Here is a 25979-nt window from a genome sequence, read left to right on the forward strand (position 1 = left end):
CGCCGCTAGCCCGTCTTATTCGCGAGAGGGCGCCTGAGAGGCTGGCGAGCGTGGTGTAAAGCGCTGATGCGGCGTAGGATTCGGTTGCGAAGCCACCCCATCACCTTCAACCGCGAACGCCACGCCCGCCATGACCGATGATACGATTTCAGACCACTATCGAGAAGCAAGAATTCAACACAAATAAAACCTCTGCCTCGCGCTCGATCTCTTCATGCTTGATAGTCTCGTTTCGGAGGCTGAGCACCTACCGCGTCTAATAGGCCGCTCGCGCCGGTTTCTTTGGACGCGGCACGACCGCGACTCCACGTTTCGGCACAGAAATGATCGGGAGTCACTCAATCTTTCTTCAACTTAACCCGTCTTATTCGTAAGAGTGCGCCTGAGGGGTAAAGCGCTGATGCGGCGTAGGATTCGGTTGCGAAGCCAACCCCATCACCTCCAACCGCGAACGCCACGCCCGCCATGACCGACGATACGATTCCGCCCTTCTCGTTTCCAGCCGTTCACGCCAAGAAAGTCACAGCTGCCTTCGATGGTGGGCGCCTAACCTCGAACGGGGGCGTGATGCTTCTGGCGATGGCCGAGCGGCGTCTCGGTTTGGCCAACAATCTGGCCCGGGTGTTCCCGGATCGGCGCGATCCGACGCGGGTCGTGCACAGCCTGGTCGATATGTTCCGCGCTCGCATGTTCGCGATCTGCTGCGGCTACGAGGACGCCGACGACCTCGATCATCTGAGGTCCGATCCGGCATTCAAACTGGCCTGCGGTCGCCTACCGGACACGGGCCGGGATTTGTGTTCCCAGCCGACGCTGTCGCGGCTGGAGAATGCTCCGCGCCTGCGCGACGTGATCCGGCTGACCTACACTTTGGTCGACGCATGGATGGATAGCTACCCGCGCGAGCCGGCATCCGTCACGCTCGACATCGATGATACCTGCGACGTCGTCCACGGCCATCAGCAGCTCTCGCTGTTCAACGCTCATTATGACGAACGCTGCTTCCTGCCGATCCACGTCTACGACACGGAGAAGAGCCGGCCCGTGGCGGTCGTGCTGAGGCCCGGCAAGACGCCGGGCGGCGTCGAGGTGCGTGCCCATCTGCGCCGCCTGGTACGGCATATCCGGACGCGATGGCACAACACGCAAATTACGTTCCGTGGCGACGGGCACTATGCCCGGCCGGAGGCAATGGCGTGGTGCGAGACCAACGGCATCGACTACATCTTCGGTCTGTCCGGCACCAAGCCTCTCGCCAGAAAAGTCGACGAGGTCGCCGACGACATCCGCACGCGACGCGCCATCGAGAACCTGCCGGTTCTGCGTGGCTATACCGAGACGCGCCACAAGGCAAAGTCCTGGGATCGCGAACGGCGCACCGTCGCCCGTATTGAGGCGACGATGCTCGGCCTCGACATCCGTTTCGTCGTCACCAGCCTCGATGTCGGCTCGGCCGAGTGGATCTACGACAGCCTGTATTGCGCGCGCGGCCAAGCCGAGAATCTGATCAAGCTGCATAAGACGCAGCTCGCCTCCGATCGCACCAGCTGCCGTTCGGCGCTCGCCAACCAGGTCCGTCTCGTGCTCCATACGGCCGCTTATTGGCTGATGCTGACCGTGCGCGACGCCATTCCCAAAGCCCGGGAATTGGCCGCTGCCGAGTTCGCGACGCTGCGTCTTCGGCTCTTGAAAATCGCCGCCCGTGTCGTCGAGACCACGAGCCGCATTCGCCTTGCGTTTGCCGCGGCATGTCCCGAAGCCGACCTGATCTGCGGCTTGCCCGGCGCGCTGCTGCCGCTCGGTCCTTGACCGGCGGGGCGTCCGCCCCCGTTCGCCCAACCCATCCCTCAAGCGCGTTGCAAAGTACCGGTCGTCAGGCGGCGAAAAGCCGAAGGCAATCCTGTGCGCCTCGTCAGACAAGATGTGCGGCCGCATCAATCGGGCCCAAAAGCCGCACTCTCACGAATAGGACGGGCTAGATCAGAGGATGGATCCTCCGCGCCAAACCCCAATCATGGCCGACCTCAACGCCGTCCTGACCAGGCTCAACGATCGTCTGCTCCGCCTCGAGGGCGAGCTATTCGTGCTGCGCTCGCTGGCACGCGCGACGCTGACGGCCGGCGACGACCATGCGGCACGTATGCGCAAGCTGGTCGAGGCCGCGAAGGTCGCGCTCGATGACGAGGCCAAGCGCCCGCTCGACAAGCCGACGCGCAAATATGTCGATGCGGCAACCGCGCTGGTGGAGGAGCTGCTGGTCGAGCCGACTCCGGCGCGGCCGCTGCTCACGGTCATCGACGGCGGCCGTCGCGACTGAGCGACAGACATTTTAGACCCGCCATCGGTCAGCGCGCAGACATGCGGGGCGCGCGCGCCGCAGACCTCTAGGTCGCCGTGGAGTTCTCCGCCTTGAGCCGGCTCAGCCCCGCCTCGATGATCGCGATCTCCTCGTCGATCTGGCCGATCGGCAGGCTGAAATCATAGCCAGACCTGCTCTTCAGATCGACCGCAAGCCGCTGCCTGTGCATCATCAGCTCGTCGAGTCCGCGGCGGTTCTTCAGACGCACATAGGCGTCGACGATCTGCTCGATTGCGCTCGGCATGAAATCTGTCCCGTAAAAAGGCCCGGCGGCGCGCCCACGCCGGCGGACGTTTTCGGTGTCGCGGTACGCAATACAAATCCGCGACGGCTTCGTCGATACGCCAAGCTGGTTGAGATCGTGTTACCGTCGGATGATTTCGTGATGGGTGGCACGAGAAAAGGCCGCCGGCGATCACGCCAGCGGCCAAAGCCGGGTTCGAAAATGGATGCGGGTTGAAATGTCGCCAGCCCCGGTCGGTGCATGTTACCAGCCAATCGGGGGCATCTCTGTTAAAAACGAGACACAGGAACCGCTTGTGGGTCGCTTATCGTCCGACCGTTGCGGCGCGGCAACGCTGTCCGTGACGCAGAAATAGGTTCGCCGGCGGCTGGCGCCCGGCGCATTGTTGATAACCCACGCAAACATTGCGCGGGTGGTGACAGGGCGTGCTGACGTGTTATCGGGGAATGACGCAGTTGCGAAACGGATCGGACACCCATGCGCATTACCCTCGTCGGCTCCCGCCATTTTGGCGTGACCACCCTGAACATGCTCCGGGAGCACAGCGTCTCGGTCGTCCGGGTCGTGGTAGCCGATGCCGAGGATCGCCTCGCCGCGACGGCGAGGGCCGCCGGAATCGAGGTCGTGGTCCAGGCCAATCCGAAGCTCGTGGTGGCTGCCGAGATTGCTCCCGACACTGATCTGATCATCACGGCCCACAGCCACGCCCGGATCGGCAAGGACGCGCTTGCCGTCGCCAAGTTCGGCGGGATCGGATATCACCCCTCGCTGCTGCCGCGCCATCGCGGCAAGGCCGCCGTGGAATGGACCATCAAGGAAGGCGATCCGATCGCCGGCGGCACGATCTATCATCTCGCCGACCGTATGGACGCTGGCGCCATCGCCGCCCAGGACTGGTGCTTCGTCAAGAAGGGCGAGACCGCACGGGAGCTTTGGGAGCGCGCGCTGGCGCCGCTCGGGCTCAAGCTGCTGGCCGATGTGATCGACTACGCCAAGGTCCACAAGGCGCTGCCTGCCAAAGCCCAGGACGAACAGTTCGCAACCTCCGCGCCGAGTCTCTCCTAACGTTTACCCTTAATGTCAGCCCGCGTTGATTCCGCTTCGAAAATCGGAGCCAGAATCGCAAATAAACCATTGTACCAACAGGAACAATTTTCGATTTGGCGTCGCAACAAATTTCCGTCACATTTCGTCCGAATAAGCGTCAGCATATCAGACAAATTCAAGGATGGGATTTATGCGTTTTGGTCGCATTGCGGTGTTCTGTGCCGCTTCAGTTTTCGCAGGCACCCTCGCCGCCCCCGCTTTCGCCCAGAGCCCCTATGACGGCAATTGGCACGTCACTATCGTGACCAAGAGCGGCTCGTGCGAGCCGACCGCGAGTTCCATGCTGACGGTTGCCGATGGCAAGATTACCGCGCCCGGCGCTAACGTTTCCGGCACCATCGGCCGCGAGGGACTTGTGAAAGTTTCGATCAATGGTGCATATGCCAACGGTCAACTCAACGGCAACGCCGGATCGGGGAAGTGGAATGGAGCATCAGCAGGCATACCTTGCAGCGGGCGCTGGGAAGCATCGCGCCAATAAACCAACGCAGGTTCGTGCCCGGAATCGGCGGCTGTTGATCGCGGCCGCCGTTTTGTTTGCGGCCGCAGCCGCCAATTCCGAAAGCAAGGCGCAATCCGGTCCATTCGCTCCGATGGCGGGAAGCTGGAGTGGCGGCGGCACGGTCAGCCTCGAGGACGGATCGACGGAACGCATCCGTTGCCGGGCCAAATACGCACCCGTCGGCCCCACAATGGAAATGACGCTGACCTGCGCCAGCGACGCCTACAAGTTCATCCTCTCCGCCAACGTTCAGTCGGCGGGAAATGCCATTACGGGAAGCTGGAGCGAGGCCAGCCGCAACATCTCCGGCTCGCTCCAGGGCCGCGGTGGCGGCGGAAACTTCGAGGTGGTCGCCTCTGCCGCCGGCTTCAACGCCAACCTCGCGCTGAGGACGCACGGCAACAAGCAGACCGTCACGATGCGCGCCGACAGCCAGTTCCGCGGCGCCAACATCTCGATGTCGCGCTAAGGCGGACCACAATTGTCACAATCGGCCCGGCGGTCTCGCCGGGTCTTTTTTATGCGCCCGGCACGAACGCCGTGACCTCGATCTCGACCTTGGCCCGGTCGTCCACGAGGCCGCCGATATAGAGCAGCGTCGAGGGCGGGAAATTTCGTCCGAGCGTTTCCTTCCAGGCCGCACCGATGCCAGCACCGGCCGCTTCATACTCGCTGCGGCTGGTCAGGTACCAGGTCAGGCGGACGATGTGCTCGGGGCCGGCGCCGGCCTCGCCCAGGAGCTTGATGATCCGTTTCAGCGCCGTCGCGACCTGCGCTGCCATGTCGGGCGCGTAATTGCCGGCCTCGTCGCCGCCGGTCTGGCCGGCCAGAACCACCCAGCGCCCTGGCCCCTGGACCACGACGCCATGGGAAAAGCCGCGCGGTTTTTTCCACTCGGCCGGCTGCAAGATATGCATGAGCGACGCTCCCCCGATCTTCTCGTTGTCTGGAGATGCCTAGCACGACACCCTGCATCGCTGCATCCGCAGATTTGGCCGTTGCAAACGCCGGTGATGTCGCCGATACCGGCCGTCCCTTCGGGTTTCCTTCCTCCGGCATCCTGCCCCAATGAGCGCGACACCGTCCAGAACGATGGCTGCACTGTGGATGGCCGGCTGGCTGTCGCTGATGCTGGTCATGGCGATTGCCGGGCGCGAGACCACGCGCGAACTCAATGTTTTTCAGATCATGGAGGTGAGATCGCTGGTCGGCTTCGTGTTGCTCTCGCCGATCATCTACCGCGCCGGCGGCTTGAAGGTGTTCAAGACATCTCGCCTGCCGGAGCATGTCGGGCGCAACCTGGTGCACTATGTCGCCCAGCTCGGCTGGTTCTTCGCGCTGACGCTGATTCCGATCGGCCAGGTGGTGGCGATCGAGTTCACAATGCCGATCTGGACGGCGATCCTCGCGGCAAGCTTCCTGTCCGAGCGGATGACGCCATGGAAGATCGCCGCCATCGTGCTCGGACTCGTCGGGGTGATCGTCATCGTCCGACCCGCGACCGGGGAGATCAATCTGGGCCAGCTCATCGCGCTCGGGGCCGCCATGGGATTTGGCGTGTCGATGGCGCTGGTCAAATCGCTGACCCGCACTGAAAGTGCGCTCTCGATCCTGTTCTGGATGCTGGTGGTGCAATCCGCCGCAGGCTTCATTCCGACATTGTTCGTCTGGACCTGGCCATCGGTCTATGTCTGGGCCTGGGTCGGCGTGATCGCCGTCTGCGGCACATTTTCACACTATTGCCTCGCCAGCGCGATGCGCTACGCCGACGCGACGATCGTGGTTCCTATGAACTTCCTGCGGGTCCCCCTGACCGCGACCGCCGGCTGGCTATTGTATTCCGAGCGGCTCGACGCCTGGACCGTCCTCGGCGCGGTGCTGATCCTGGGCGGTAATCTGCTGAATTTGAAGCCCGCTTCGCCCGTTGTCGCTCGCGCGCAGTGAACCTCGCGCCGCCTCGCGCGACAAAACGAAGTGGCCGTGTGATCTGGATCACGTTGGAGGGGCACTCCATCGTGCACATTCGGCCACACAGCAGCGGGTTGACGCAACGGACCGGCCGTTTTGGTGGCGCGACGTCGGGCACTTCGTGTAGGTTCGTTGCCAATTTGTTGCTGCCTGCAATTCGATTCTGGGGATTTCAGAATGCGCTATCTCACCCTCCTCACTTCGCTGGTGTGCATGGCACTGTCGATCGGTGCCGCCAAGGCTGACCGCCGCGTCGCCTTCGTCGTCGGCAACGGCTCCTACAAGAATGTCGCGCAATTGCCGAACCCGCCGATCGACGCCAAGGCGATGGCAGCCACGCTGCGCAATGTCGGCTTCGAGGTCATCGAAGGCTCCAATCTCAGCCGCGACCAGATGACGGAGAAGCTGCTCGATTTCGGCCGCAAGGCGCAGGGCTCCGACATCGCGCTGTTTTATTATGCCGGCCACGGCATCGCCGTCAGCGGCACCAACTATCTTCTCCCGGTCGATGCCGACATCAAATCGGAGATGGACGTCAAGCTAGGGGCCGCCATCAACATCGACCTGACGCTCGAGCAGACCATGGGCGATGCCAAGGTCAAGCTCGTCTTCCTCGATGCCTGCCGCGACAATCCGTTCGCCGCCAAGATCAAGTCGAACGCGGCGACCCGCAGCGTCAACGTCCAGAGCGGTCTCGCCGAGATGAAGTCCGGCGAGGCACCCTGATCGCCTTCGCCACCGGCCCAGGCCAGACCGCGCTCGACGGCCAGGAGGGCAACAACAGCCCGTTCACCCGCGCGCTGATCGACAACATCACCAAGCCCGGCGTCGAGATCCAGCAGGCGATGACGTCGGTGCGCGCCCAGGTCAATGAAGAGACCCGCAAAGGCCAGCTGCCGTGGGGCCACACCAACCTGACGGGCTCCGTCTATCTCAATCAGGCGCCGATGACCCAGGTCGCCAACGCGGCCCCGACCGCATCCGGCATCGTGCCGGCGGCGGCCGGGGATGGTGTCGAGCTCGAATACTGGCGCTCGGTCAAGGAGTCCAACAAGCCCGAAGAGCTCAACGCCTACCTCACCGCCTACCCGAACGGCCAGTTCAAGGCGCTGGCGCTGGCGCGCCTCGCGGCGATCAAGAGCGGCGCCTCGACCGCGACCCGCACGCTCAACGCCGGCGTCGATCCCGCTACCTTCACCGACGAGGCCACCCAAGTCACCGAGGACCAGATCGGCCTCGACAAGAACAAGCGCCGCGACGTGCAGCGTCGACTGACGGCGTTAGGGTTCGACACCAAGCAGACTGGCGTATTCAACGACGAGACGCGGTCCGTGCTCAAGCGCTGGCAGACCGCGCGCGGCTATCCCTCGTCGGGTTATCTCAACAAGAACCAGCACAAGGCCCTGCTCGCGGAGATCGTCGCTGGCCCGGCGACTGCCAGCGACACCAGCCAGAAGCCGGCCCGGCGCGCCAGCGCTCCGCCTCCGAGCAGTGGGCCGGCACCGGCACCTCAACGCAGCAGCAGTCCCGGCGATGCAGCTGGTGCGGCCTTCGTCGGCGGTGTCGTCGGCGGCATGATGGGCGGCATGTTCCGCCGCTGAGCCGAGGCGAGATCGACAACACAAAAGCCCGGCTCACGCCGGGCTTTTTTCTTTGGTCGTCCTCGCGGTGGTGTCGAGTTGGTGCCTACTTCCCCGCAGCTTTCCGCAGCGCCTCGTTGATGCGGTCCTGCCAGCCGGGACCGCCCTCCTGAAAGAATTCCAGCACGTCCTGGTCGATGCGCAGGGTGACCTGCTCCTTGATGCCGGGAACGGCGCTTTGTTTCGGCGGCGCCGCGGCGACCTTAGCGGTCACCTTCTTGAATGCCGCCTCCGCTTCGGTCCTAGCATCGCCAAGCGTGCGCGGTCGTCTCGGTTGATCCGCCATCTGCTAGATTCCTTCGAACAGCGCTGTCGAGAGATAGCGCTCGGAGAACGACGGCACGATCGCCAGGATGGTTTTTCCCGCAGCTTCCGGCCGCTTGCCGATCTCGAGCGCGGCCGCAATCGCCGCGCCCGAGGAGATGCCGCCCGGGATGCCTTCGTGCCGGGCCAGCGCGCGCGAGGTCTCGATCGCGGTCGTCGAGTTGACCTTCACGATCTCGTCGATCACAGAACGGTCGAGGATGTCAGGAACAAAGCCGGCACCGATGCCCTGGATCTTGTGCGGCGTGTGCTGTCCGCCGGACAGCACCGGGCTCTCCTCCGGTTCGACCGCAACCACCCGCAGCGAGGCCTTGCGTGGCTTGAGCACCTGGCCGACGCCGGTGATCGTTCCGCCGGTGCCGACGCCGGCCACGAAGAAATCGATGTTGCCGCCGGTGTCGTTCCAGATTTCCTCCGCGGTGGTGCGGCGGTGCACCTCGGGATTGGCGAGGTTCTTGAACTGCTGCGGCATCACCGAATTCGGCGTCGTCTTCACCAGCTCCTCGGCGGCAGCGATCGCACCCTTCATGCCTTGCGCCGCCGGCGTCAGCACCAGTTCGGCGCCGAGGAAAGCCAGCATCTTGCGCCGCTCGATCGACATCGACTCCGGCATCACCAGCTTGAGCCGGTAGCCGCGCGAAGCCGCCACGAAAGCGAGCGCAATACCGGTGTTGCCGGAGGTCGGCTCGATCAGCACGGTGTCGGGCTTGACGATACCCGCCTTCTCCATCGCGATGATCATGGCCGCGCCGATGCGGTCTTTCACGCTTGCTGCAGGATTGAAATATTCAAGTTTTGCCAAAATGGTCGCGTTTACGCCGTGCATGCCGGGCAGCCGGCGCAAGCGCACGACGGGCGTGTTGCCGAAGGCATCGACGATCGAGTCATAGATCCGGCCGCGGCCGGCTTGGTGCGCTGCACCCGTGGTGGACGATGCGTCCATGATGAACTCCCTGTGGCAACGATCTGCATTTCCGTCCGACCATTGCGCAGTTACAGACAGCTTGCGGCGACACGCAAGCGACAATGCGGCACATGTTAAATACGCTGCATCGCAAAATCACGTGAGCGGTAAAATCAGAAAAGCTACGCATTTGTGTTGCGACCTCGTCAACCGCTTCTGCTTATGTTAGGTTCATATCTCAAGCAGGGAGGTCCACGATGTCAGCAATTGCTGAAGTGTTGCCGACCGTCGCGTCGACCCGCGATCCTCGTTGCAGCGAGCTGCCGACCTGTCCCGTCTGCGCCGACTCCATGGTCGCCGCCGAAGCATCGGCCTACGTCTCGGACCGCATGATCAGCTATCTCTGGACCTGCGACAATTGCGGCTATGGCTTCGTGACCAAGCACGCCCTGAAGCAACGCTTCACTTGCAACTGACCTAGCGCGGGGCGATGTCGCCCCTCGCCCAGTCCTCGCGCGTGCGCTGATAAAACTCGTCGAATTTTCCCTGCGCGATCGCACCTCTGATGCCCTGCATCAGGAACTGGTAGTAAGCGACATTGATCTCGGACAGCAGCATCGCGCCCAGCGTCTCGCCCGCCTTGACGAGATGGTGCAGATAGGCACGCGCGTAGTTGCGCGCCGCAGGCCATGAGCTCTCTTCGTCGAGCGGACGCGGATCGTCCGCGTGGCGCGCATTGCGCAAATTCACCTGGCCGAAGCGCGTGAAGGCGACGCCGTGCCGTCCATTGCGCGTCGGCATCACGCAATCGAACATGTCGATGCCGCGCTTCACGGCTTCGAGGATGTCGTCGGGCGTGCCGACGCCCATCAGGTAGCGGGGGCGCTCTCTCGGCAGCAACGGTGCGGTCTCGTCGATCATCGCCAGCATCACTGCCTGCGGTTCGCCGACCGCAAGACCGCCGATCGCATAGCCATGGAAGCCGATCGCAACGAGACGTTCGGCGCTCGCGTGACGCAGTTGGGGGATGTCGCCGCCCTGCACGATACCGAACAGCATGTAGCCGTCGGGGGCGCTCTCGAAGGCGCGCTTGCTTCTCTCGGCCCAGCGCAGCGACAATTGCATCGCACGCTCGATGTCGGCGCGCTCGGCCGGAAGCCGCACGCATTCGTCCATCTGCATGGCGATGTCGGAGCCGAGCAAACGCTGCACCTCGATCGAGCGCTCCGGCGACAGCTCGACCTTGGCACCGTCGATGTGCGAGCGGAAGGTGACGGCGTTCTCGCTGACCTTGCGCAAATCCGCCAGCGACATCACCTGGAAGCCGCCGGAATCCGTCAGCATCGGTCCGTTCCAGCCGGTGAACCGCTGCAATCCGCCGAGCGCGGCGATCCGCTCGGCGCTCGGACGCAGCATCAGGTGGTAGGTGTTGCCGAGCACGATGTCGGCGCCGGCATCGCGCACCTCGCGCCAGTGCATCCCCTTCATGGCACCGGCGGTGCCGACCGGCATGAAGGCCGGCGTCCGCACCACGCCATGCGGCGTGGTCAGCCGCCCGGTGCGCGCGGCCCCATCGACGGCGAGCAATTCAAAGTGATTGGGGAGGTCATTGTCCGGATTCATGGCGGTGCTTATTGCGTGTCGGGGCAGGCCGATCAACCCGCCAGACTGCGCTCCGGCTGATTTGTGCTCCAGACTGGAACACCAACCAGCGCGAGGATCGGTGCGGTCCAGCTTGTCAAACAAAACGATACCGTGTAGTTTCTTCCTGGGGACTGGACGAGATGCCGTGGCGAATTTGCCGGCGGCGGTAAACGCGTGATCGCCAGCCACCGACAATGCCTCACCCTTCGTGTTCGACCGACGCATCCGTCTCCTCGTGTGACTGGATCAGGCAGACTTGTGTCCGCCTGACCGGATCGCTGGTCCTGGTGTGCAGCCTGGCGCTCGGCGCCTGCACCTCCCTGCCCCGCACGCCCTATACGGCCGCTGAAGCCAGCACGTCGCGCGTGCTCGATATCGACGGCCTCCGGCGCTACGCGGACGATCCCGTCACGAAGTTCAGCTTCGAGAAGGACAACAGCACCGCGACGAGATCCTATCTGGCGCTGTCCGGCGGCGGCGCCGACGGGGCCTATGGCGTCGGCGTGCTCAACGGCTGGACCGCAGCCAGAACCCGCCCCACCTTCTCGGTCGTCTCGGGCGTCAGCACCGGCGGCCTGATCGCGCCGTTCGCCTTCCTCGGCCCGCAATATGACGACACGCTGAAGGAGGTCTACACCAGCGGCATCGCGGAGAGCCTCCTGAACGATCCCAGCATCGTGCGCGTGCTGTTCGGATCCGGCCTGTTCGGCAACACGCGGCTGCGCGAGCTGGTCGCGCGCTATGTCGGTCCGGAGATCATGGCCCAGGTCGCGCGCGAGCATGCGAAAGGTCGGACACTGCTGGTGGTGACGACGGACCTCGATACCCAGCGCACTGCGATCTGGGACATGGGCAAGATCGCCGCGGTCGGAACGCCGGAAGCCCTGAAGCTGTTTCGCGACGTGATGGCGGCCTCGGCCAGCATTCCCCTGGTGTTTCCGCCGATCATGATCGACGCCGAAGGCCAGGGCCGCAAGTTCCAGGAGATGCATGTCGACGGCGGCGTGACGGCCCCGGTGCTGACATTGCCGGAAGCCCTGCTGTTCCAGGGCGGCCGCCTGCCCGGCAGTGCGAAGATGGACATCTACATCCTCGTCAACAAGAAGATCGAACGCAACTTCGAGCTGGTCTCCAACGGCACCATCGACGTTGCCTCACGCAGCCTGTCGGCGATCACCCAATCGCAGACGCGCTCGATCATCCTCTCGACTTACGATTTCGCCAAGCGCAACCGACTGGGCTTCCATCTCTCCTACATCGCGCGCGACTACCCCGCCCCGCCGTCCGAAGGGTTCGATACCACCTATATGCGGGCGCTGTATCAGTACGGATACGAGAAGGCCGCATCCGGCCAGGCCTGGACCTCGGCGCCTCCGTGAGTCCGCGCGACGGAACGAGGCCGTGTCGAGGCCGTTGACGATGCGGCCAATTCGGCCAGATTCGCGATGACGCCCCGGCTGCTGCGCGTTATAGAGCAAAGACGACTGTCAGAAACGCGCAGGAATCATTGGGCATGGGATTGACTGCGACCAGGACAAAACCGGCAGCACCGCGGCGCGAGATGCCAAAATCCCGCGGCGGCCGGCCGACGAAAACCGCCGCGATCGAGCGCGACCAGCGGCTGATCGAGGTCGCCACCCGCCTTTTCCTGGATCGCGGCTTCGAGGCGACCTCGCTCGACGCGGTCGCGGAAGCGGCCCGGGTAAGCAAGCCCACGGTCTATTCGCGCTATGGCGACAAGCGCGGGCTGTTCGCGGCCGTACTGAGGCGGGAGATCGCGCGCTGGCTCGCGCCGCTGTCGGCCGCGGCAGAGACCCAGCTGAGCAGCGCCGCCGACATCTCGGTCGAGCAGCGGCTGGTCGAGATCGGGCGCGAGATGCTCTCATTCACCTGCGGTCCCGATGCCGTCGCCTTCAGCCGCATGATGACGTCGCAGGCCATCAACTTCCCTGACGTCGCCAAGCTCGGCTTGGAGGAAGGCTGGCTCAAGGCCGTCGCCACCACCGCGCGCTTCTTCGACCATCTGGTGGCGCAAGGGGCGCTCGATGTCGAAGACACCACCATCGCAGCCGAGGTGTTCCTCGACGTCGTCGTCGGACACACCCACCGCATGGCAACGTTCGGAACGGCGCTCGAGCCGAAATCGGCCGAGAAGCGCATGCGCATCGCGATCAAACTCTTCCTTGCCGGTGCCCTCGGTCCTGCAGACCGGGTCCGGGACGCCGCAAAGGGCCCGGCGCGCCGCCGCTCCTCCCGCTGACGATTCCGTGAACTCACGCTCTTTCCCCAAAGGGGCCGCCGCAACGGCATTGACCAAAACAAAACGATACGGTATTGTTTAGTTATAAGTTGGTACGGGCCGCTTTTCACCAGCCCCAAAGAGGTCCGGACCGCTTCGATCGTCACGGCAGGTACAGCCCGCCGTGGCGTTCCGCGGCCGGCCTTTGCGCAGGGCCGGCCGCGAATTCTTTACGTTCATCCGGCACACTCGCAGGCCGAAGGTTTCGAGCATGACGACAGCCAGACGACGGACCTTGCAACTGCTTGCGATCGCCTTGCCCGCGCTGCTCCTCGCCGCGCCGTCGCAGGCGATCGTGACCGCGGACACGCCGACCGCGCTCCACAACGACACAGATGGTGATGCCGAAGTAGACCGCCAGGCAGTCACCCGCGAGATCGAACGCTTCCGCAGCTCGTCGATCACGATCAGCCAGGCCATGGCGATCGCGGAAGCCCGCCATGCCGGCGCCACCACCGCCGACGTGAGTTTCGACGGCGCTTCAGGCGTCCCGGTCTACCGGGTGAAGACCCTGCACAACGACCGGATTTGGCGCCACACCATCAATGCCGCGACCGGCGAGCTCGTCGGTGGCGAGGCCGCCCTGCCCCTCACCGAGCTCGACAACGAGGACCGCAGCAACCTCGCAGCGCTCGGTGCGATCAGGCACCGCCTTGCCGATGCCGTGCGCGTCGCCGAGCGCGCAGCCTCGGGCAAGGCCATCAGCGGCGGCCTCGTGCGCGAACGCGGCCGGCTCAATTTTGCGATCGTGGTGATCAGCGGCGACGACCTCAAGGAGGTCATCCTGGAGCCGCCGGGCGCCCGGGCCCGATAGCGACAGATTTTCCCCCGGTACCAACCGGGGCGAAAAGCCATTGACGGCCGCAAGACTTTCCCGCATAAGTCGCCGCCATGTTCACGACCACCAAACGCACGACCAAAACCACCACGGCCTCAGGGGCCCGGGGAGGCGTGCGCGCGTAGTCGTCGACGAAAACGCATCAGCTCTACCGAAGCCCCGCCCTCGATGGTCCGGGGCTTTTTTGTTGTCTGGATTTCAAAAGCAATGGAGGACAAAGTGAGTAACGATCCCGTCGTCGCGATTGTCGGCGTCACCGGTGCGGTGGGCGCCGAATTCATCGCCACCATGGACAAGCGCGGCTTTCGCGTCGGCAGGCTCAAGGCGCTCGCCAGTGCCCGCTCGGCCGGCAAGACGGTTTCGTTCCGGGGGAAGGATGTCGTCATCGAGGAGCTGACCGAGCGCGCCTTCGAGGGCGTCGACATCGCCCTGTTCTCCGCCGGCGGCAGCATCTCCAGGAAGTTCGCGCCGATCGCGGTCAAGGCCGGCGCCGTGGTGGTCGACAACTCCTCCGCCTTCCGCATGGACCCGAACGTGCCGCTGGTGATCCCCGAGATCAACGCCAGCCGCATCCGCGACCACAAGGGAATCATCGCCAACCCCAACTGCGCCGCGATCACCGCGCTGGTGCCGCTGTGGCCGATCCACCAGCAGAACCGCATCAAGCGCGTGATCATCTCGACCTACCAGGCAGCCTCCGGCGCAGGCGCCGCCGCCATGGACGAGCTCGTCGAATCCACCCGCGCCAGTCTCAACGGGCAGGTTTATACGCCGAGGGTGATGCCGCACCCCTACGCCTTCAATCTCTTCAACCACAACACCGCCGTCGATCCCGACACCGGCTACAACGACGAAGAGACAAAGGTCATCAAGGAAACCCGCAAGATCTTCGAGGACGACACCATCGCCGTCGGCGTCACCTGCGTCCGCGTGCCGGTGCTGCGCGCCCATTGCGAAGCCATCACCTTCGAATGCGAGAAGCCGATCAGCGAGGACCAGGTCCGCGCCATCATGGCGCAGGCGCCCGGCGTGAAGGTCGTCGACGATCGCGCCAGGAACTACTTCCCGATGCCGATCGACGCCTCGGGCCAGGACGACGTCCTGGTCGGCCGCATCCGCAAGGACCTGAGCGACGCTAGCGGCCATTCGATCTCGATGTTCGTGGCGGCCGATCAGCTGCTCAAGGGCGCGGCGCTGAATGCGGTGCAGATCGCGGAGCTCTTGCCGCAGCGGGTGATGGCGTAGGAGGTCCTGTAGGGGTGGGCAAAGGCGCGCAAGCGCCGTGCCCACCACTTCCCTTCCGTACTCAAGAAGGATGGTGGGCACGCTTCGCTTTGCCTACCCTACGGCACTGCCCGAAACAACAGGCACGCATCGCCGTACGAATAGAACCGATAGCCGTTCGCGATAGCGTGCGCATAGGCGTGCTTCATCGTCTCCAGTCCCGAGAACGCTGACACCAGCATGAACAGCGTCGACTTCGGCAGGTGGAAATTGGTCATCAGGACATCGACGGCGCGGAAGCGATAGCCGGGCGTGATGAAGATCGAGGTCTCCGCCGCGAACGGCTGGATCGTGCCGTCCTCGCCCGCCGCGCTTTCGAGCAGGCGCAATGACGTGGTGCCGACGGCGATGATGCGGCCGCCATTTTTTCGGGCGCTGTTGAGGCGCTGCGCCGTCTCGGCCGAGATCGTGCCCCACTCGGCATGCATCTTGTGGGCTTCGGTGTCGTCCACCTTGACCGGCAGGAACGTCCCTGCCCCGACATGCAGCGTGACGCGGTTGAGACCGACGCCGCGCGCGCGCAGCGCCTGCTCCAGCGCCGGGGTGAAATGCAGCCCGGCGGTGGGCGCAGCGACCGCGCCTTCGTTCTCCGCGAACATGGTCTGGTAGTCGGCAAGATCCTGATCGTCGGGCGTGCGCTTGGAGGCGATGTAGGGCGGCAGCGGCGGGCTGCCGAGATCGGCGATGGCCTGGTCGAGCGCAGGGCCATGGAACGAGAACGACAGCGTCACCTCGCCCTCGCCGCCCTTGGCCTCGACCTCGGCATCGAGATGGCCGAGCAGGCACACCTTGCCCTCGTTGCCGAAACGGATGCGGTCGCCGGCCATGAGCTTCTTCGCCGGCTTCACCAGCGCCTGCCAGCGCGAGCCGTCGAGGCGCTTGATCAGGGTCGCCTCGATCTTCGGCTCGGTCTCGCGGCCGATGCGGCGGCCCTTCAATTGCGCCGCGATCACCTTGGTGTCGTTGACGACGAGCTGGTCGCCAGGCTCCAGCCATTGCGGCAGGTCGGCAACGGTCTGGTCACGCAACGCGCCATTCTCCACCACCAGCATTTTCGCAGAGTCGCGCGGGCTCGCCGGGCGCAACGCGATGCGCTCGGGCGGCAGGTCGAAATCGAAGAGCTCGGTGCGCATAAGCGGGCTTGGCGCGACACAGCCAGACCCTCATGGTGAGGACGCGCGTCGCGCCGTCTCGAACCATGAAGGCCGGGTTGCAGCAGCGGGGCCTTCATCCTTCGAGACGCGCGTTCCGCGCTCCTCAGGATGAGGGTCGGGTGACTATTCCTTGTCAGCCGCCATCCGCGCCTTGACGATCTTGTCCGGATTCATCACGGGCTCGCCGCGCTTGATCTTGTCGACGTTCTCCATGCCCTCGGTGACCTTGCCCCAGACCGTGTACTGGTTGTCGAGGAAGCGGGCGTCGTCGAAGCAGATAAAGAATTGGCTGTCGCCGGAATCGGGGTTGGCGGCGCGGGCCATCGAAGCGGTGCCGCGCACATGCGGCTCCTTGTTGAACTCGGCCTTCAGCTTCTTGCCGGAGCCGCCGGTGCCGGTGCCGTGCGGGCAACCGGTCTGCGCCATGAAGCCCTCGATCACGCGGTGGAACACGATGCCGTCATAGAAGCCCTCGCGCACGAGCTCCTTGATGCGCGCGACGTGGCCGGGCGCGAGATCGGGCCGCATCTCGATGGTGACGGGGCCCTGCGTGGTCTCGAGGATCAGGGTGTTTTCGGTGACGCTCATGCTCGTCTCTCTTGTGTTGGGGGTGAAGTCTTCCGGTTGCGGAACTGGATCGCGAACGGACGTCCCGCGGCGGCGCCGGCCATTGCATCGGTAAATGGCATCGGCGTGCAGCGTTGCAACGCCTCCATCACCGCGATCCGGTATTGCAGCCGGTCATTGTCGGAGGCCTCCGCGGATTCATAGGTAATCCTCGGATGGCCCAGGATGTTTCCGGCCCGGTTAAAGCTCACCACGACGGTGATGTCGAGTGGGCGGGCCTTGGCGGGCGACGGCGGTCTCCAGCAGGTAAGCAAGTGCCGGAAAATGTCCTGGATGGTGTTGACCTGCGCGTCCTCCGCGGCCGTGCTGGAGACGCCGAGCAGCAGCATCGCGGCAACCAGCAGGACCTTGCCACCGCGGCGCGCCATGGTCGCTCCTATTTGATGTCGGAGGCGACCTGAACCTTCACCATCTTGTCGGGATCGGTGACGGAGCCGCCTGGCGAGCCCGGGGGCGCCTTCTTCAGCTTGTCGACGACGTCCATGCCCTGCACGACCTCGCCGATCACCGTGTACTGGCCATCGAGGCTGCCGCCATCGGCGAACATGATGAAGAACTGCGAGTTGGCGCTGTCGACGCTGTCGCCGCGGCGGGCCATGCCGACGATGCCGCGGGCGAAATGCACCTTGGAGAATTCCTGCTTCAGGTTCGGGTATTTCGAGCCGCCGGTGCCGTTGAAATTCTGGCCGTCGCCCGTCTGCGCCATGAAGCCGTCCATCACGCGATGGAACGGCACGTTGTTGTAGAACCCCTCGCGCGCCAGCTGCTTGATGCGCTCGGCATGCTGCGGCGCAATGTCGGTCCTGAGCTTGATGACGATGCGACCCTTGGTGCTGTCGATGACGATGGCGTTGGCCTTGTCGAGGTTCGCCGGCAATTGCTGCGCCACCGCCGGCACCGCGAACAGAAGCGCGGCAAGAACTGCGAGAATTCGGATCATGACAACTCCGGTCAGGATGAGAAGGAAGCGAGCCGTTATCCGGCGAATTTGGCCTTGAGCTGTGCCGCGACCTGCGGCGGGACGAAGGCCGAGACATCCCCGCCCATGCCGGCGATCTGGCGCACCAAAGTGGCGGTGATCGGGCGGACCATGGGAGAGGCCGGCAGGAAGACCGTATGCACCTCGGGCGCCATCGCCTCGTTCATGCCGGCGAGCTGCATCTCGTAATCGAGGTCGGTGCCGTCGCGCAGGCCCCGGATCATGATCGTCGCGCCGTGCTTGCGCGCCGAGGTGACCGACAGATCGTCGAAGGTCACAGCCTCGAGCACGCAGCCAGCCTGGGCTGCCACGGGCCCGCAGACGTCACGGAGCATCGTCAACCGCTCCTCTGTCGAGAACAGCGGCTTCTTGCCCGGGTGCACCCCGATCGCGACCACGAGCCTGTCGCACAGCGAAGCGCTGTGCCGGACCACGTCCAGGTGGCCGTTGGTGATGGGATCGAAGGAACCGGGATAAAAGGCAATGCGCGGCATGGCTCCCTCCTACCGCGCCCGGCCCGGCCCGGCAAGCCGGGCAGGTTCCCTGCCCGCTTCCTTGCCCGCTTCCTGCCATGTCGCCCGGAAATGTCTCGCCGGACGTGTCGGCAATGGCTGGTTTGTTTCGTCCCCGGGGCAGCCACGAAACAAAACGGAGCGAGAACGAAACCATTTCCCGCATCGGCGAAGACGTCCGGAAACTGGCCATGGTTACCAATCCGGTCAACGAATGACGGGCCGCACACAGGGCGTGAGCGGCCGCATCACAGGGGACCGTCAATGATCAAGACCCTTTCAGCGATCGCACTCTCTGCATGTGTTGCCGCGGGCCTCACCCTCCTGCCCGGCTTTGCCCCCACCGTCGAAGCCAGCGTGCCGCAGCCGCTGGCCAAGAGCGACCGGCTCGACATCCGCAACATTGGAAAGGACTGCTCCCAGCAGGCCTGGCCGAACTTCGAGGCCTCCTGCCTGCGCACCGCCGGCACGAAGGCCAATGTCCGCGAGGCGCGCCTCGTGACTGCCGATCGGACCCCGTAGGCCGGCCTGCCAACTTCACGTCATATAATCCCGATGGAATTTTGCGACGTCCCGACACAGACCGTGTGACGCTCGCGCCGGCCGGAATGGCCCGTTGGGCGCGATCCCAATGGGGGCCCGCCCTTGTCTAGTACCCGGAATCAGAGCTGAGTGATACGGCGGCCTTTGAAACGGCGTTGACGGACCTTTTTTCTTGGTCCAGACGAAGGGCTCGGCTCTGTCGTTGTATGCGTTGACGTAGGCATCGATGTGTTCCTGAAGCTGCTTGAGGCTCGTGAAGGAGGTGCCGCTGAGCGACTGCCCCTGCAAGATGGAAAACCATACTTCGACCTGATTGAGCCATGACGCACTTGTCGGCGTGAAATGAAATTGCACGTTGGGGTGGGCCTTGAGCCAGTCCTCGTTCTTTTTATGGGTGTTGAGGTTGTCGAGGATGACGTGAAGCTTGCGGTTCGGAAAAGCCGCGGTGACGCTGTTCATGAAATCGAGAAACTCGACGCGGCGCCGGCGTTTTGAATGGGTCGCGATGATCTTTCCGGTGGGGGAGTGTCAGAAGTTTTGTGTAAGAGCGTCTCTGTGAGGGGTTTGCGGGGTCAGCGGACTGACCCCATGGGGTCAGTCCGCTGAGCCTGCAAAGCGCTCGCCGAACTGGATGGCAAACTGGCCCATTGCGGCCGTCCATGCAACCGGTCGTCGCCAATGGATGCCGGCATTTCTGATGGCGAGGTAAAGCAGCTTCATCGCCGCCTCGTCGTTGGGGAAGCTGCCGCGTGTTTTGATGATCTTGCGCAGCGAACGGTTCAGCGCCTCGACCGCGTTGGTGGTATAGATCATTTTGCGTATCTCCGGCGCGAAGGCGAAGAACGGAATGACGTGCTCCCACGCCCGGCGCCAGGCCGCCCCGATCGCGGGATAGCGCTTGCCCCACTCGGCTTCGAAGTCCTCGAGCCTGAGCAGAGCGGCGTCGGCATTCTCGGCATGATAGATCGCCTTGATCGAGGGAAGGATCGCCTTGCGATCCTTCCAGGACACGAAGGATAGGCTGTTGCGGATCAAATGCACGATGCAGGTCTGGACCATCGCCTTGGGAAAGACGCTGTTGATCGCCTCGGGAAAGCCCTTCAGACCGTCGACGACGGCGATCAGGATGTCGGCGACGCCGCGGTTCCTCAGATCGTTCATGACCTTGAGCCAGAATTTGGCGCCTTCGGTTTGCTCGATCCAAAGCCCGAGCACGTCTTTCTCGCCCGATGCAGTGATGCCCAGCACGACGTAGACTGCCTTGTTCTTGACCATCCCCTCATCGCGAATCTTGACCCTGAGCGCGTCGAAGAAGACCACCGGATAGATCGCTTCCAGCGGCCGGCTCTGCCATTCGCGGACCTCGTCGAGAATCGCGTCGGTGACCTTGCTGATCAGATCGGGGGACACCTCGGTGCCGTAGAGCTCGGCCAGATGGCCCTGGATCTCCCGTACCGTCATGCCCCGCCCGTAGAGACTGATGATCTTCTCGTCGAAGCCGTCGAAGCGGGTCTGGCCCTTCGCGACGATCACCGGTTCGAACGTGCCGGCGCGGTCGCGCGGCACCTCGATCTCGATCTCGCCGTCGTCCGTCAACAGCGCTTTGCTGCTTGTGCCGTTGCGGCTGTTGCCCGACCCGCGGCCCGCCGGGTCGCCCTTCTCATAGCCAAGGTGGTGGGTCAGCTCCGCACCCAGTGCGCGCTCCAGAAGCGCCTTCTTCAGTCGTCTGAAAAGCCCGTCTTCGCCGGCTAAGTCTTCTGGCTTGAGGCTGCCCCCGGCAAGAAGCTGGTCCAAAATCTCAGGTGAAAAATCCGTAGCCATGTGAGTCTCCTGTCAAAGGTAAACTCACAGAAACCATCTTACACCGAGTTACTGACACCCTCTCCGGTGGCGACTTCGAGCGCCGCAAACAATGTTGTGGTGCCATGCCGCTTGTAATCGTGGCTTTGGCCGGTCAAGGCGCGGCCATTGGGCAACTTCAGATAACCCTGCGCTCGCTCCAAAGCCTGGATCGAGGGCTTCTCGTCCACGCACAGCACAATGGCCTTCGCCGGCGGCGCGACATAGAGGCCGACAACATCGGCGGCTTTGGCCGTAAAGTTCGGGTCGTTGCTCTCGCACCAGGACTTGCGAGCCACCAGGTCAATCTTGTGGCTGCGCAGGAACCGCCAGACATATTGGACATCGACATCGCCCAGCGCCTCGGCCAGCAGGGGGCCGGTCCAGCGCGCAAACCCTTGCGGTGGCGGCTTATCCAGCAGCTTCAGAATCCGCTTGTCGGTCGTCTTCGTATAGATCGGCTGCTTGCCAGGCCGCGGCTTGTCTTGCAGCCCTTCAAGGCCATGGTCGGCATAGCGATGCCGCCAAAGGCTGACAATCCGCGGCTGGACCCCGACTTCCTTGGCGATCGACCGGGTGCTGCGCCCATCCGCCGCCAACAGAACTATCCGCGCCCGCTTCAAATCGCGCTGCAACGTCACCGGTGAGCGACAGCACGCCTCAAGCACCTTGCGATCTTTCCTCGAAAGGCGGACTTCTCTTGCTTCGGGTATCATCCCGACCTTGAATCACGACTCACGTTCCAAGAAAAGTGGGTACTAGTACGCCCGGAGTCGCTTCCGGCCACCATCCTGATCCGCTGCCGCTTACCATGACCATGGGCGCCCTCGGGGTGGTCTACGGCGATATCGGCACCAGCTCCCTCTACGCCCTGACGGAGGCCGCCAAGGCGGCTGCCCATGGCGGCACACTCAGTCACGCCGCCGTCCTCGGCGTTGCCTCGCTGATCCTCTGGGCCCTGCTGCTGACCATCTCGCTGAAATATGCGCTCTTGATCCTGCGCGCGGACAACCGCGGCGAAGGCGGCATCGTCGCCCTGCTGGCGCTGCTGCGTGCCTGCCACGCCCAACCCGGCACCTGGCGCCCATTTGCTGGTCGTCGGCATCGTCGGCGCCGCGCTGCCGTATGGCGACGGCGCGATCACGCCGGGGATATCCGTGCTCAGCGCCATCGAAGGCCTCAAGGTCGATGCACCCTCGCTCGCGCCTATGGTGGTGCCCGTGACCATTCGCCATCCTGGTCAGCCTGTTCATGATGCAGAAGCAGGGCGCCGGCATCACCCGTGTGATCCTGCACTACGGCTTCACGCAGAACCCGACGATCTATGAAGGACTGAACCTCGTCTGCCGCCAGAGCAAGCTGCCCGGCGTCGATCTCTCCGATATCACCTCTTATGTCGGCCGCGAGACCATCATCCCCAGCGAGGACATTCCGGGGCCTGTGGGTCTGGCGCGAAGGCCTGTTCGCCTTCCTCCAGCACAACGCCGAATGCTCGGCCGCGTTCTTCGGCGTGCCGACCAAGCAGGTGGTGGAGTTCGGCACCGGGCAGGAAATCTGATCGACGCGTCGCCGTCACGTCGTGAGATCGGATCGACCTTCGAGGGCAAGGCCGACTTTCATCAGCCCGTCTCGACTGGATGCTGTTCGCCGACAGGCAGAGCCTGGTCCACCCACTTAGCCAGGAGTGTGCGACATTCGAGCGCACTCGAATTCTGTCTGGCTCCGCCGCACGACATCTGCAGCGACAAATTCCAATGTTTTGCCGATCAGTTAGCTTCGCTTTTTTAGAAGTTCTAAGAATCTCTCCAATTATGATGTTTCGAGTGATTCAAAGTTTGAGCAACTCGACGCTCGCAACGTCACCACCTAAACACGCGCGCGGGTGCGAAGTCGCGTGAGGTCAGAATGATCATTCCGCCGGCGCGGCAATCGCCGGATGGGGTGCTGACATGGAATGCGATGGACACGGCCCGCGTGGTCGTGCGGACCATTTTTTAGAGAACACTTTTAGGAGCACAGCCAGCGCACTCACGCTGGGCTGCTTGCTGATGGCCGTCACGCCGGCGAACGCGCAGAACGCAGGCCAATCCGGTGCATCCGCCCTGCCGCCGGTGATGGTCGACGCCCCCGTCCAACGCCCGGTCCAAGTCCGGCGCAGCGCATCGGCGCGGCGCAGTGTGAGCCAGCGGTCCGCTCAACAGGCCAACCGTTCGACACGACAGCCGGAGCCCCAAGCGCTGGTGGGAACAGCAGCGCGCGTCAACGCTGGTACCGACGGGTTCGTCGCAACACGCGCCTCCGGCGCCACCAAAACGGATGCGCCCATCATGTCGACGCCGGCATCGATCGCCGTCATCACCCGCGACGAAATCGACGTGCGGCGCGCGCAGAGCATCCGCGATCTCATGCGCTACGCACCCGGCATCTATTTCAGCAACGATACCGACTTTCGCTTCCAGGAGGTCAGAGCGCGCGGATTCACCGTCGAGCAATATCTGGACGGTTTGCGCCTGCAGGGCGGACCGTTCGGCTTTCCGCGCATCGATCCCTATCTTATCGAGCGCGCCGAACTCATCACCGGACCAGCGTCGATCCTGTACGGTGCGGCCTCGCCGGGCGGCATCCTCAACATGGTGAGCAAGCGCCCGACCGAAAAGGCCTTTGGCGAGGTCTCGCTGCAAACTGGCTCGTTCGACCGCATTCAGGGTGCGTTCGACGTTGGCGGCCCCGTGGACAAGGACAAGACCCTGCTCTATCGGATCACCGGAATCGGGCTCACCGCCAACACGCAGGTCGACAATATCGGCGAGCAAAGGTTCGCGATTGCGCCAGCCTGGACCTGGCGTCCGAATGTCGACACGACGATCACCTTCCTGACCAGCTACCGGCAGGACCCGAAGGGCGGAGCTTTCGCACTGTTGCCGATCCAGGGCACGCTGGTGCCCGGCACCTACGGGCAAATTCCGAGAAATTTCTTCGCCGGCGACCTCAACTATGAGAGCCTCAAATACAAGCAGGCAACCGCCGGCTACGAATTCGAGCACCGCTTCGACGACGTCTTCACCGTGCGGCAGAACGTGCGCTATCTGCACAATGAGCTCAACTATGTCGAAGTGCAGCCCAGCGCCTTCACGACGACGGGCGCCGGTGCCACGCTTCGGTTGGTCGACGGCCGCACCATCAGGCGAAACTTCTTCTCGACCAACGAGAATCTCGACACGTTTGCCGCCGACAACCAGCTCCAGGCCAAATTCAACATGGGACCGTTGCAGCACACCGTGCTCGCCGGCTTCGACTACCAGCGATTCGACTTCAACAATTTCGCCCGCTTCGCCGCTACCAACACACTCGACATCCTGGCACCGAATTACACCCAGAACATCCTGGTCCCGACCGCGCCGTTCCAGAACCTCGACCAGCACCTGCAACAGCGCGGCCTCTATGTTCAGGACGAGGCGAAGCTCGGGCGGCTGACCGTGCTCGGCGGCATCCGCTACGACTGGGCCGAGGGCAACACGCTGGCCCAAAATACCGGCGTGCGCGTCCTCAACGACGATCAGAAACCGACCGGTCGTATCGGCGCGATCTACAATTTTGATAGCGGCGTCGCGCCCTACGTCAGTTACTCGACGTCATTCCAACCGACCAGCGTCGGCACGCTGGTCAACGGCCAGCCCGGCAAACCAACCACCGGCGAGCAGTATGAGGCCGGGGTGAAATACCAGCCGGTCGGCACCAATTTGATGTTCACGGCTGCCATCTACGACCTCAAGCAGCGGAATGTCCTGACCACCATCACCGGCCCCGGCGTTCCGCCCAACACCACCGCACAGATCGGCGAGGTCAGCTCGCGCGGCTTCGAGGGATCGGTGGTCGGAAGCCCCCTGCCCGGCCTGAGCCTGCGTGGGCAATATAGAGCTGGCCCCGGTTGTTTGGACAGCGCCCCGCTGGATTTAAGTGGATTCCTGCCGGGTTATGCTGAACGCGGGGCTTTACGGTTTTGTCGTTGCGTCGGGAGGGCGTAGCCCGACCAGAGCGACGACAAAACCGTCGGCGACGGTCATGCGGCCATCACCATAGCTTGCGTGCCGAAGTAAGCCTCGTCGGGCGTGCGCCCGTCAAGGCTCGAGTGAGGGCGTCCCTGATTGTAGAAGGCCAGATACTTGGCAATTGACGCTCGCGCCTCGGACACGCTGTCGTAGGCGCGGAGATATACTTCTTCGTATTTGACCGTGCGCCAGAGCCGCTCGACAAACACGTTGTCGCGCCAGGCGCCCTTGCCGTCCATGCTGATGGCGATCTTCGCGTCCAGCAGCACATCGGTGAACTCGAGGCTGGTGAACTGGCTGCCCTGATCCGTGTTGAAAATCTCGGGCCTGCCGTGCTTCGCCAACGCCTCCTGGACCGCTTCGACGCAGAAGGCCGCCTCCATTGTGATCGAGACGCGATGGGCCAGGACCCGTCGGCTGAACACATCGACGACCGCCGCGAGATAGACGAAGCCACGCCGCATCGGAATGTAGGTGATGTCCATTGCCCACGCATGGTCGGGCCGCTCGATCTTCAATCCGCGCAACAGGTACGGGTAGATCTTGTGACCCGGAGCCGGCTTGCTCGTGTTCGGGCGACGATAGACCGCCTCGATCCCCATGCGCTTCATCAGCGTCGCGATGTGGCGGCGACCGGCGTATACGCCCTCCCGCCGCAGCAACGATCGCAGCATACGCGCTCCCGCGAAGGGATAATCGAGATGCAGCTCATCGAGCCGACGCATCAAGGCAAGGTCCTCGGCCGAAACTGGCCGAGGTTCATAGTAGACCGTGCTGCGAGCCAGCTTCAGGACCTTCGCCTGGCGCACGATAGAAAGATCATGATCGCGGTCGATCATCGCTTTGCGCTCAGCAGGCCCGCCTTGGTGAGCGCGCCGGACACAAAATCGTTTTCCAACGCCAGCTCGCCGATCTTGGCATGTAACGCCTTCAAATCGACCGGCGTCTCGGCCGATGTCTTGTCATGCCCAAACACGCCGGCGGCGCCTTCCAGGAGCTGGTTTTTCCAGATCGTGATCTGGTTCGGATGAACATCAAACAGTTGCGCCAGCTCCGCCAGTGTCTTGTCGCCTTTGACCGCAGCCAAAGCAACCTTCGCCTTGAATGCCGGAGAATGCGTCCGGCGGCTCTTCTTCGTCATCTTCGCTCCTGATTCGCAGCAA

Annotated in this window: 28 protein-coding genes and 4 pseudogenes; 18 read left to right on the plus strand and 14 right to left on the minus strand. The window is 63.7% G+C overall.

Translation table 11 applies throughout. The features are described from left to right. Nucleotides 1-465: 465 nt before the first annotated feature. Both ABIF91_RS37865 and ABIF91_RS37870 read left to right on the plus strand, forming a co-directional pair. Nucleotides 466-1809: an IS1380-like element ISBdi2 family transposase gene (locus ABIF91_RS37865; protein ID WP_208086440.1), complete on the plus strand. Its 1344-nt coding sequence runs from the start codon at nucleotides 466-468 to the stop codon at nucleotides 1807-1809. 205 nt (nucleotides 1810-2014) lie between these two features. Next, nucleotides 2015-2317, plus strand: coding sequence for a hypothetical protein (locus ABIF91_RS37870; protein WP_028180533.1), 303 nt, complete (start codon nucleotides 2015-2017; stop codon nucleotides 2315-2317). 67 nt (nucleotides 2318-2384) lie between these two features. Here the strand turns inward: ABIF91_RS37870 and ABIF91_RS37875 are convergent, their stop codons facing one another. Then, nucleotides 2385-2603, minus strand: coding sequence for a hypothetical protein (locus tag ABIF91_RS37875; RefSeq protein ID WP_028180534.1), 219 nt, complete (start codon nucleotides 2601-2603; stop codon nucleotides 2385-2387). Between the two features lie 477 nt (nucleotides 2604-3080). Here ABIF91_RS37875 and ABIF91_RS37880 point away from each other — a divergent pair, with 477 nt between their 5' ends. The 3 genes from ABIF91_RS37880 (at nucleotide 3081) to ABIF91_RS37890 (ending at nucleotide 4681) form a co-directional block, all read left to right on the plus strand. After that, entirely contained in the window at nucleotides 3081-3668 is a 588-nt protein-coding gene (locus ABIF91_RS37880; protein ID WP_028180535.1) for a formyltransferase family protein, read from the plus strand. A 172-nt stretch (nucleotides 3669-3840) separates the two neighbouring features. After that, entirely contained in the window at nucleotides 3841-4191 is a 351-nt protein-coding gene (locus ABIF91_RS37885) for a hypothetical protein (protein ID WP_035678507.1), read from the plus strand. Further along, nucleotides 4136-4681, plus strand: a complete 546-nt coding sequence (locus tag ABIF91_RS37890; protein WP_028180536.1) for a hypothetical protein — start codon at nucleotides 4136-4138, stop codon at nucleotides 4679-4681. Before ABIF91_RS37885 ends, ABIF91_RS37890 begins: the two co-directional genes overlap by 56 nt. A gap of 49 nt (nucleotides 4682-4730) precedes the next feature. Here the strand turns inward: ABIF91_RS37890 and ABIF91_RS37895 are convergent, their stop codons facing one another. Continuing rightward, the gene (locus ABIF91_RS37895) at nucleotides 4731-5129 is read right to left on the minus strand and encodes a RidA family protein (RefSeq protein WP_028180537.1); all 399 of its coding nucleotides are present in this window, start codon (nucleotides 5127-5129) and stop codon (nucleotides 4731-4733) included. Between the two features lie 151 nt (nucleotides 5130-5280). Here ABIF91_RS37895 and ABIF91_RS37900 point away from each other — a divergent pair, with 151 nt between their 5' ends. The 3 genes and pseudogenes from ABIF91_RS37900 (at nucleotide 5281) to ABIF91_RS37910 (ending at nucleotide 7781) form a co-directional block, all read left to right on the plus strand. Then, nucleotides 5281-6156, plus strand: a complete 876-nt coding sequence (locus ABIF91_RS37900) for a DMT family transporter (protein ID WP_424579706.1) — start codon at nucleotides 5281-5283, stop codon at nucleotides 6154-6156. Nucleotides 6157-6393: 237 nt separating this feature from the next. Beyond that, nucleotides 6394-7052: pseudogene (locus ABIF91_RS37905) on the plus strand (caspase family protein); the annotation flags it as partial. Nucleotides 7053-7127: 75 nt separating this feature from the next. Beyond that, nucleotides 7128-7781, plus strand: coding sequence for a peptidoglycan-binding domain-containing protein (locus tag ABIF91_RS37910; protein ID WP_424579850.1), 654 nt, complete (start codon nucleotides 7128-7130; stop codon nucleotides 7779-7781). An 85-nt stretch (nucleotides 7782-7866) separates the two neighbouring features. On the opposite strand, the gene ABIF91_RS37915 is transcribed toward ABIF91_RS37910, so the two are convergent. Next, the gene (locus tag ABIF91_RS37915) at nucleotides 7867-8106 is read right to left on the minus strand and encodes a BrnA antitoxin family protein (protein WP_035678505.1); all 240 of its coding nucleotides are present in this window, start codon (nucleotides 8104-8106) and stop codon (nucleotides 7867-7869) included. A gap of 3 nt (nucleotides 8107-8109) precedes the next feature. Then, nucleotides 8110-9087 (minus strand): cysteine synthase A, encoded by a 978-nt coding sequence (cysK, locus tag ABIF91_RS37920; protein WP_028180541.1) that lies wholly within the window; start codon nucleotides 9085-9087, stop codon nucleotides 8110-8112. 218 nt (nucleotides 9088-9305) lie between these two features. Between cysK and ABIF91_RS37925 the strand changes: the two genes are divergently transcribed. Beyond that, nucleotides 9306-9524 carry a hypothetical protein gene (locus ABIF91_RS37925; RefSeq protein ID WP_028180542.1) on the plus strand — a complete coding sequence of 73 codons (219 nt, stop codon included), beginning with the start codon at nucleotides 9306-9308 and terminating at the stop codon, nucleotides 9522-9524. Between the two features lies 1 nt (nucleotide 9525). Here the strand turns inward: ABIF91_RS37925 and tgt are convergent, their stop codons facing one another. Further along, nucleotides 9526-10671, minus strand: a complete 1146-nt coding sequence (gene tgt / locus ABIF91_RS37930; RefSeq protein WP_028180543.1) for a tRNA guanosine(34) transglycosylase Tgt — start codon at nucleotides 10669-10671, stop codon at nucleotides 9526-9528. 215 nt (nucleotides 10672-10886) lie between these two features. On the opposite strand from tgt, the gene ABIF91_RS37935 reads away from it, so the two are divergent. From ABIF91_RS37935 to ABIF91_RS37950, 4 genes are all read left to right on the plus strand, one after another. Beyond that, nucleotides 10887-12071 carry a patatin-like phospholipase family protein gene (locus ABIF91_RS37935; protein ID WP_028180544.1) on the plus strand — a complete coding sequence of 395 codons (1185 nt, stop codon included), beginning with the start codon at nucleotides 10887-10889 and terminating at the stop codon, nucleotides 12069-12071. 134 nt (nucleotides 12072-12205) lie between these two features. Then, nucleotides 12206-12952: a TetR/AcrR family transcriptional regulator gene (locus ABIF91_RS37940; RefSeq protein ID WP_028180545.1), complete on the plus strand. Its 747-nt coding sequence runs from the start codon at nucleotides 12206-12208 to the stop codon at nucleotides 12950-12952. Nucleotides 12953-13202: 250 nt separating this feature from the next. After that, nucleotides 13203-13805 (plus strand): PepSY domain-containing protein, encoded by a 603-nt coding sequence (locus ABIF91_RS37945; protein ID WP_028180546.1) that lies wholly within the window; start codon nucleotides 13203-13205, stop codon nucleotides 13803-13805. Nucleotides 13806-14036: 231 nt separating this feature from the next. Beyond that, nucleotides 14037-15074: an aspartate-semialdehyde dehydrogenase gene (locus ABIF91_RS37950; protein ID WP_035678929.1), complete on the plus strand. Its 1038-nt coding sequence runs from the start codon at nucleotides 14037-14039 to the stop codon at nucleotides 15072-15074. 98 nt (nucleotides 15075-15172) lie between these two features. Here ABIF91_RS37950 and queA read toward each other — a convergent pair whose 3' ends face one another. The 5 genes from queA to coaD all read right to left on the minus strand — a co-directional run bounded on the left by queA (nucleotide 15173) and on the right by coaD (nucleotide 18367). Then, entirely contained in the window at nucleotides 15173-16246 is a 1074-nt protein-coding gene (gene queA / locus ABIF91_RS37955) for a tRNA preQ1(34) S-adenosylmethionine ribosyltransferase-isomerase QueA (protein WP_028180548.1), read from the minus strand. Nucleotides 16247-16390: 144 nt separating this feature from the next. Then, nucleotides 16391-16855: a peptidylprolyl isomerase gene (locus tag ABIF91_RS37960; protein ID WP_028180549.1), complete on the minus strand. Its 465-nt coding sequence runs from the start codon at nucleotides 16853-16855 to the stop codon at nucleotides 16391-16393. Then, nucleotides 16852-17262: a hypothetical protein gene (locus ABIF91_RS37965; RefSeq protein WP_028180550.1), complete on the minus strand. Its 411-nt coding sequence runs from the start codon at nucleotides 17260-17262 to the stop codon at nucleotides 16852-16854. Before ABIF91_RS37965 ends, ABIF91_RS37960 begins: the two co-directional genes overlap by 4 nt. Nucleotides 17263-17270: 8 nt before the next feature. Beyond that, nucleotides 17271-17834, minus strand: a complete 564-nt coding sequence (locus tag ABIF91_RS37970) for a peptidylprolyl isomerase (RefSeq protein ID WP_028180551.1) — start codon at nucleotides 17832-17834, stop codon at nucleotides 17271-17273. A 35-nt stretch (nucleotides 17835-17869) separates the two neighbouring features. Next, nucleotides 17870-18367, minus strand: a complete 498-nt coding sequence (gene coaD / locus ABIF91_RS37975) for a pantetheine-phosphate adenylyltransferase (RefSeq protein ID WP_028180552.1) — start codon at nucleotides 18365-18367, stop codon at nucleotides 17870-17872. Between the two features lie 113 nt (nucleotides 18368-18480). On the opposite strand from coaD, the gene ABIF91_RS37980 reads away from it, so the two are divergent. Then, nucleotides 18481-18603, plus strand: coding sequence for a hypothetical protein (locus ABIF91_RS37980; RefSeq protein WP_424579707.1), 123 nt, complete (start codon nucleotides 18481-18483; stop codon nucleotides 18601-18603). Between the two features lie 46 nt (nucleotides 18604-18649). Then, the gene (locus tag ABIF91_RS37985; protein ID WP_028180553.1) at nucleotides 18650-18907 is read left to right on the plus strand and encodes a hypothetical protein; all 258 of its coding nucleotides are present in this window, start codon (nucleotides 18650-18652) and stop codon (nucleotides 18905-18907) included. Between the two features lie 140 nt (nucleotides 18908-19047). Here ABIF91_RS37985 and ABIF91_RS37990 read toward each other — a convergent pair. From ABIF91_RS37990 to ABIF91_RS38000, 3 genes and pseudogenes are all read right to left on the minus strand, one after another. After that, nucleotides 19048-19447: pseudogene (locus ABIF91_RS37990) on the minus strand (transposase); the annotation flags it as partial. A 75-nt stretch (nucleotides 19448-19522) separates the two neighbouring features. Further along, entirely contained in the window at nucleotides 19523-20749 is a 1227-nt protein-coding gene (locus ABIF91_RS37995) for an IS256 family transposase (protein ID WP_038960272.1), read from the minus strand. A gap of 59 nt (nucleotides 20750-20808) precedes the next feature. Then, nucleotides 20809-21483, minus strand: a pseudogene (locus ABIF91_RS38000) (IS630-like element ISRj1 family transposase); the annotation flags it as partial. Nucleotides 21484-21578: 95 nt separating this feature from the next. Between ABIF91_RS38000 and ABIF91_RS38005 the strand changes: the two are divergent. The 3 genes and pseudogenes from ABIF91_RS38005 to ABIF91_RS38015 form a co-directional block, all read left to right on the plus strand. Next, nucleotides 21579-22042: pseudogene (locus tag ABIF91_RS38005) on the plus strand (KUP/HAK/KT family potassium transporter); the annotation flags it as partial. Next, nucleotides 22022-22555 (plus strand): KUP/HAK/KT family potassium transporter, encoded by a 534-nt coding sequence (locus ABIF91_RS38010; RefSeq protein WP_424579851.1) that lies wholly within the window; start codon nucleotides 22022-22024, stop codon nucleotides 22553-22555. The pseudogene ABIF91_RS38005 and the gene ABIF91_RS38010, both read left to right, overlap by 21 nt. A 539-nt stretch (nucleotides 22556-23094) precedes the next feature. Then, nucleotides 23095-24792 carry a TonB-dependent siderophore receptor gene (locus tag ABIF91_RS38015; protein WP_424579708.1) on the plus strand — a complete coding sequence of 566 codons (1698 nt, stop codon included), beginning with the start codon at nucleotides 23095-23097 and terminating at the stop codon, nucleotides 24790-24792. A gap of 35 nt (nucleotides 24793-24827) precedes the next feature. Here ABIF91_RS38015 and ABIF91_RS38020 read toward each other — a convergent pair. Beyond that, nucleotides 24828-25957 (minus strand): IS3-like element ISRj2 family transposase gene (locus ABIF91_RS38020; RefSeq protein ID WP_424578686.1). Its coding sequence is split into 2 segments (ribosomal slippage): nucleotides 24828-25699 and nucleotides 25699-25957, totalling 1131 coding nucleotides; the frame shifts between segments, so codons are not numbered across the junction. Nucleotides 25958-25979 lie beyond the last annotated feature (22 nt).

Origin of the sequence: Bradyrhizobium sp. USDA 241, from assembly GCF_049739505.1 — a bacterium.
Classification (GTDB): Bacteria; Pseudomonadota; Alphaproteobacteria; order Rhizobiales; family Xanthobacteraceae; genus Bradyrhizobium; species Bradyrhizobium liaoningense.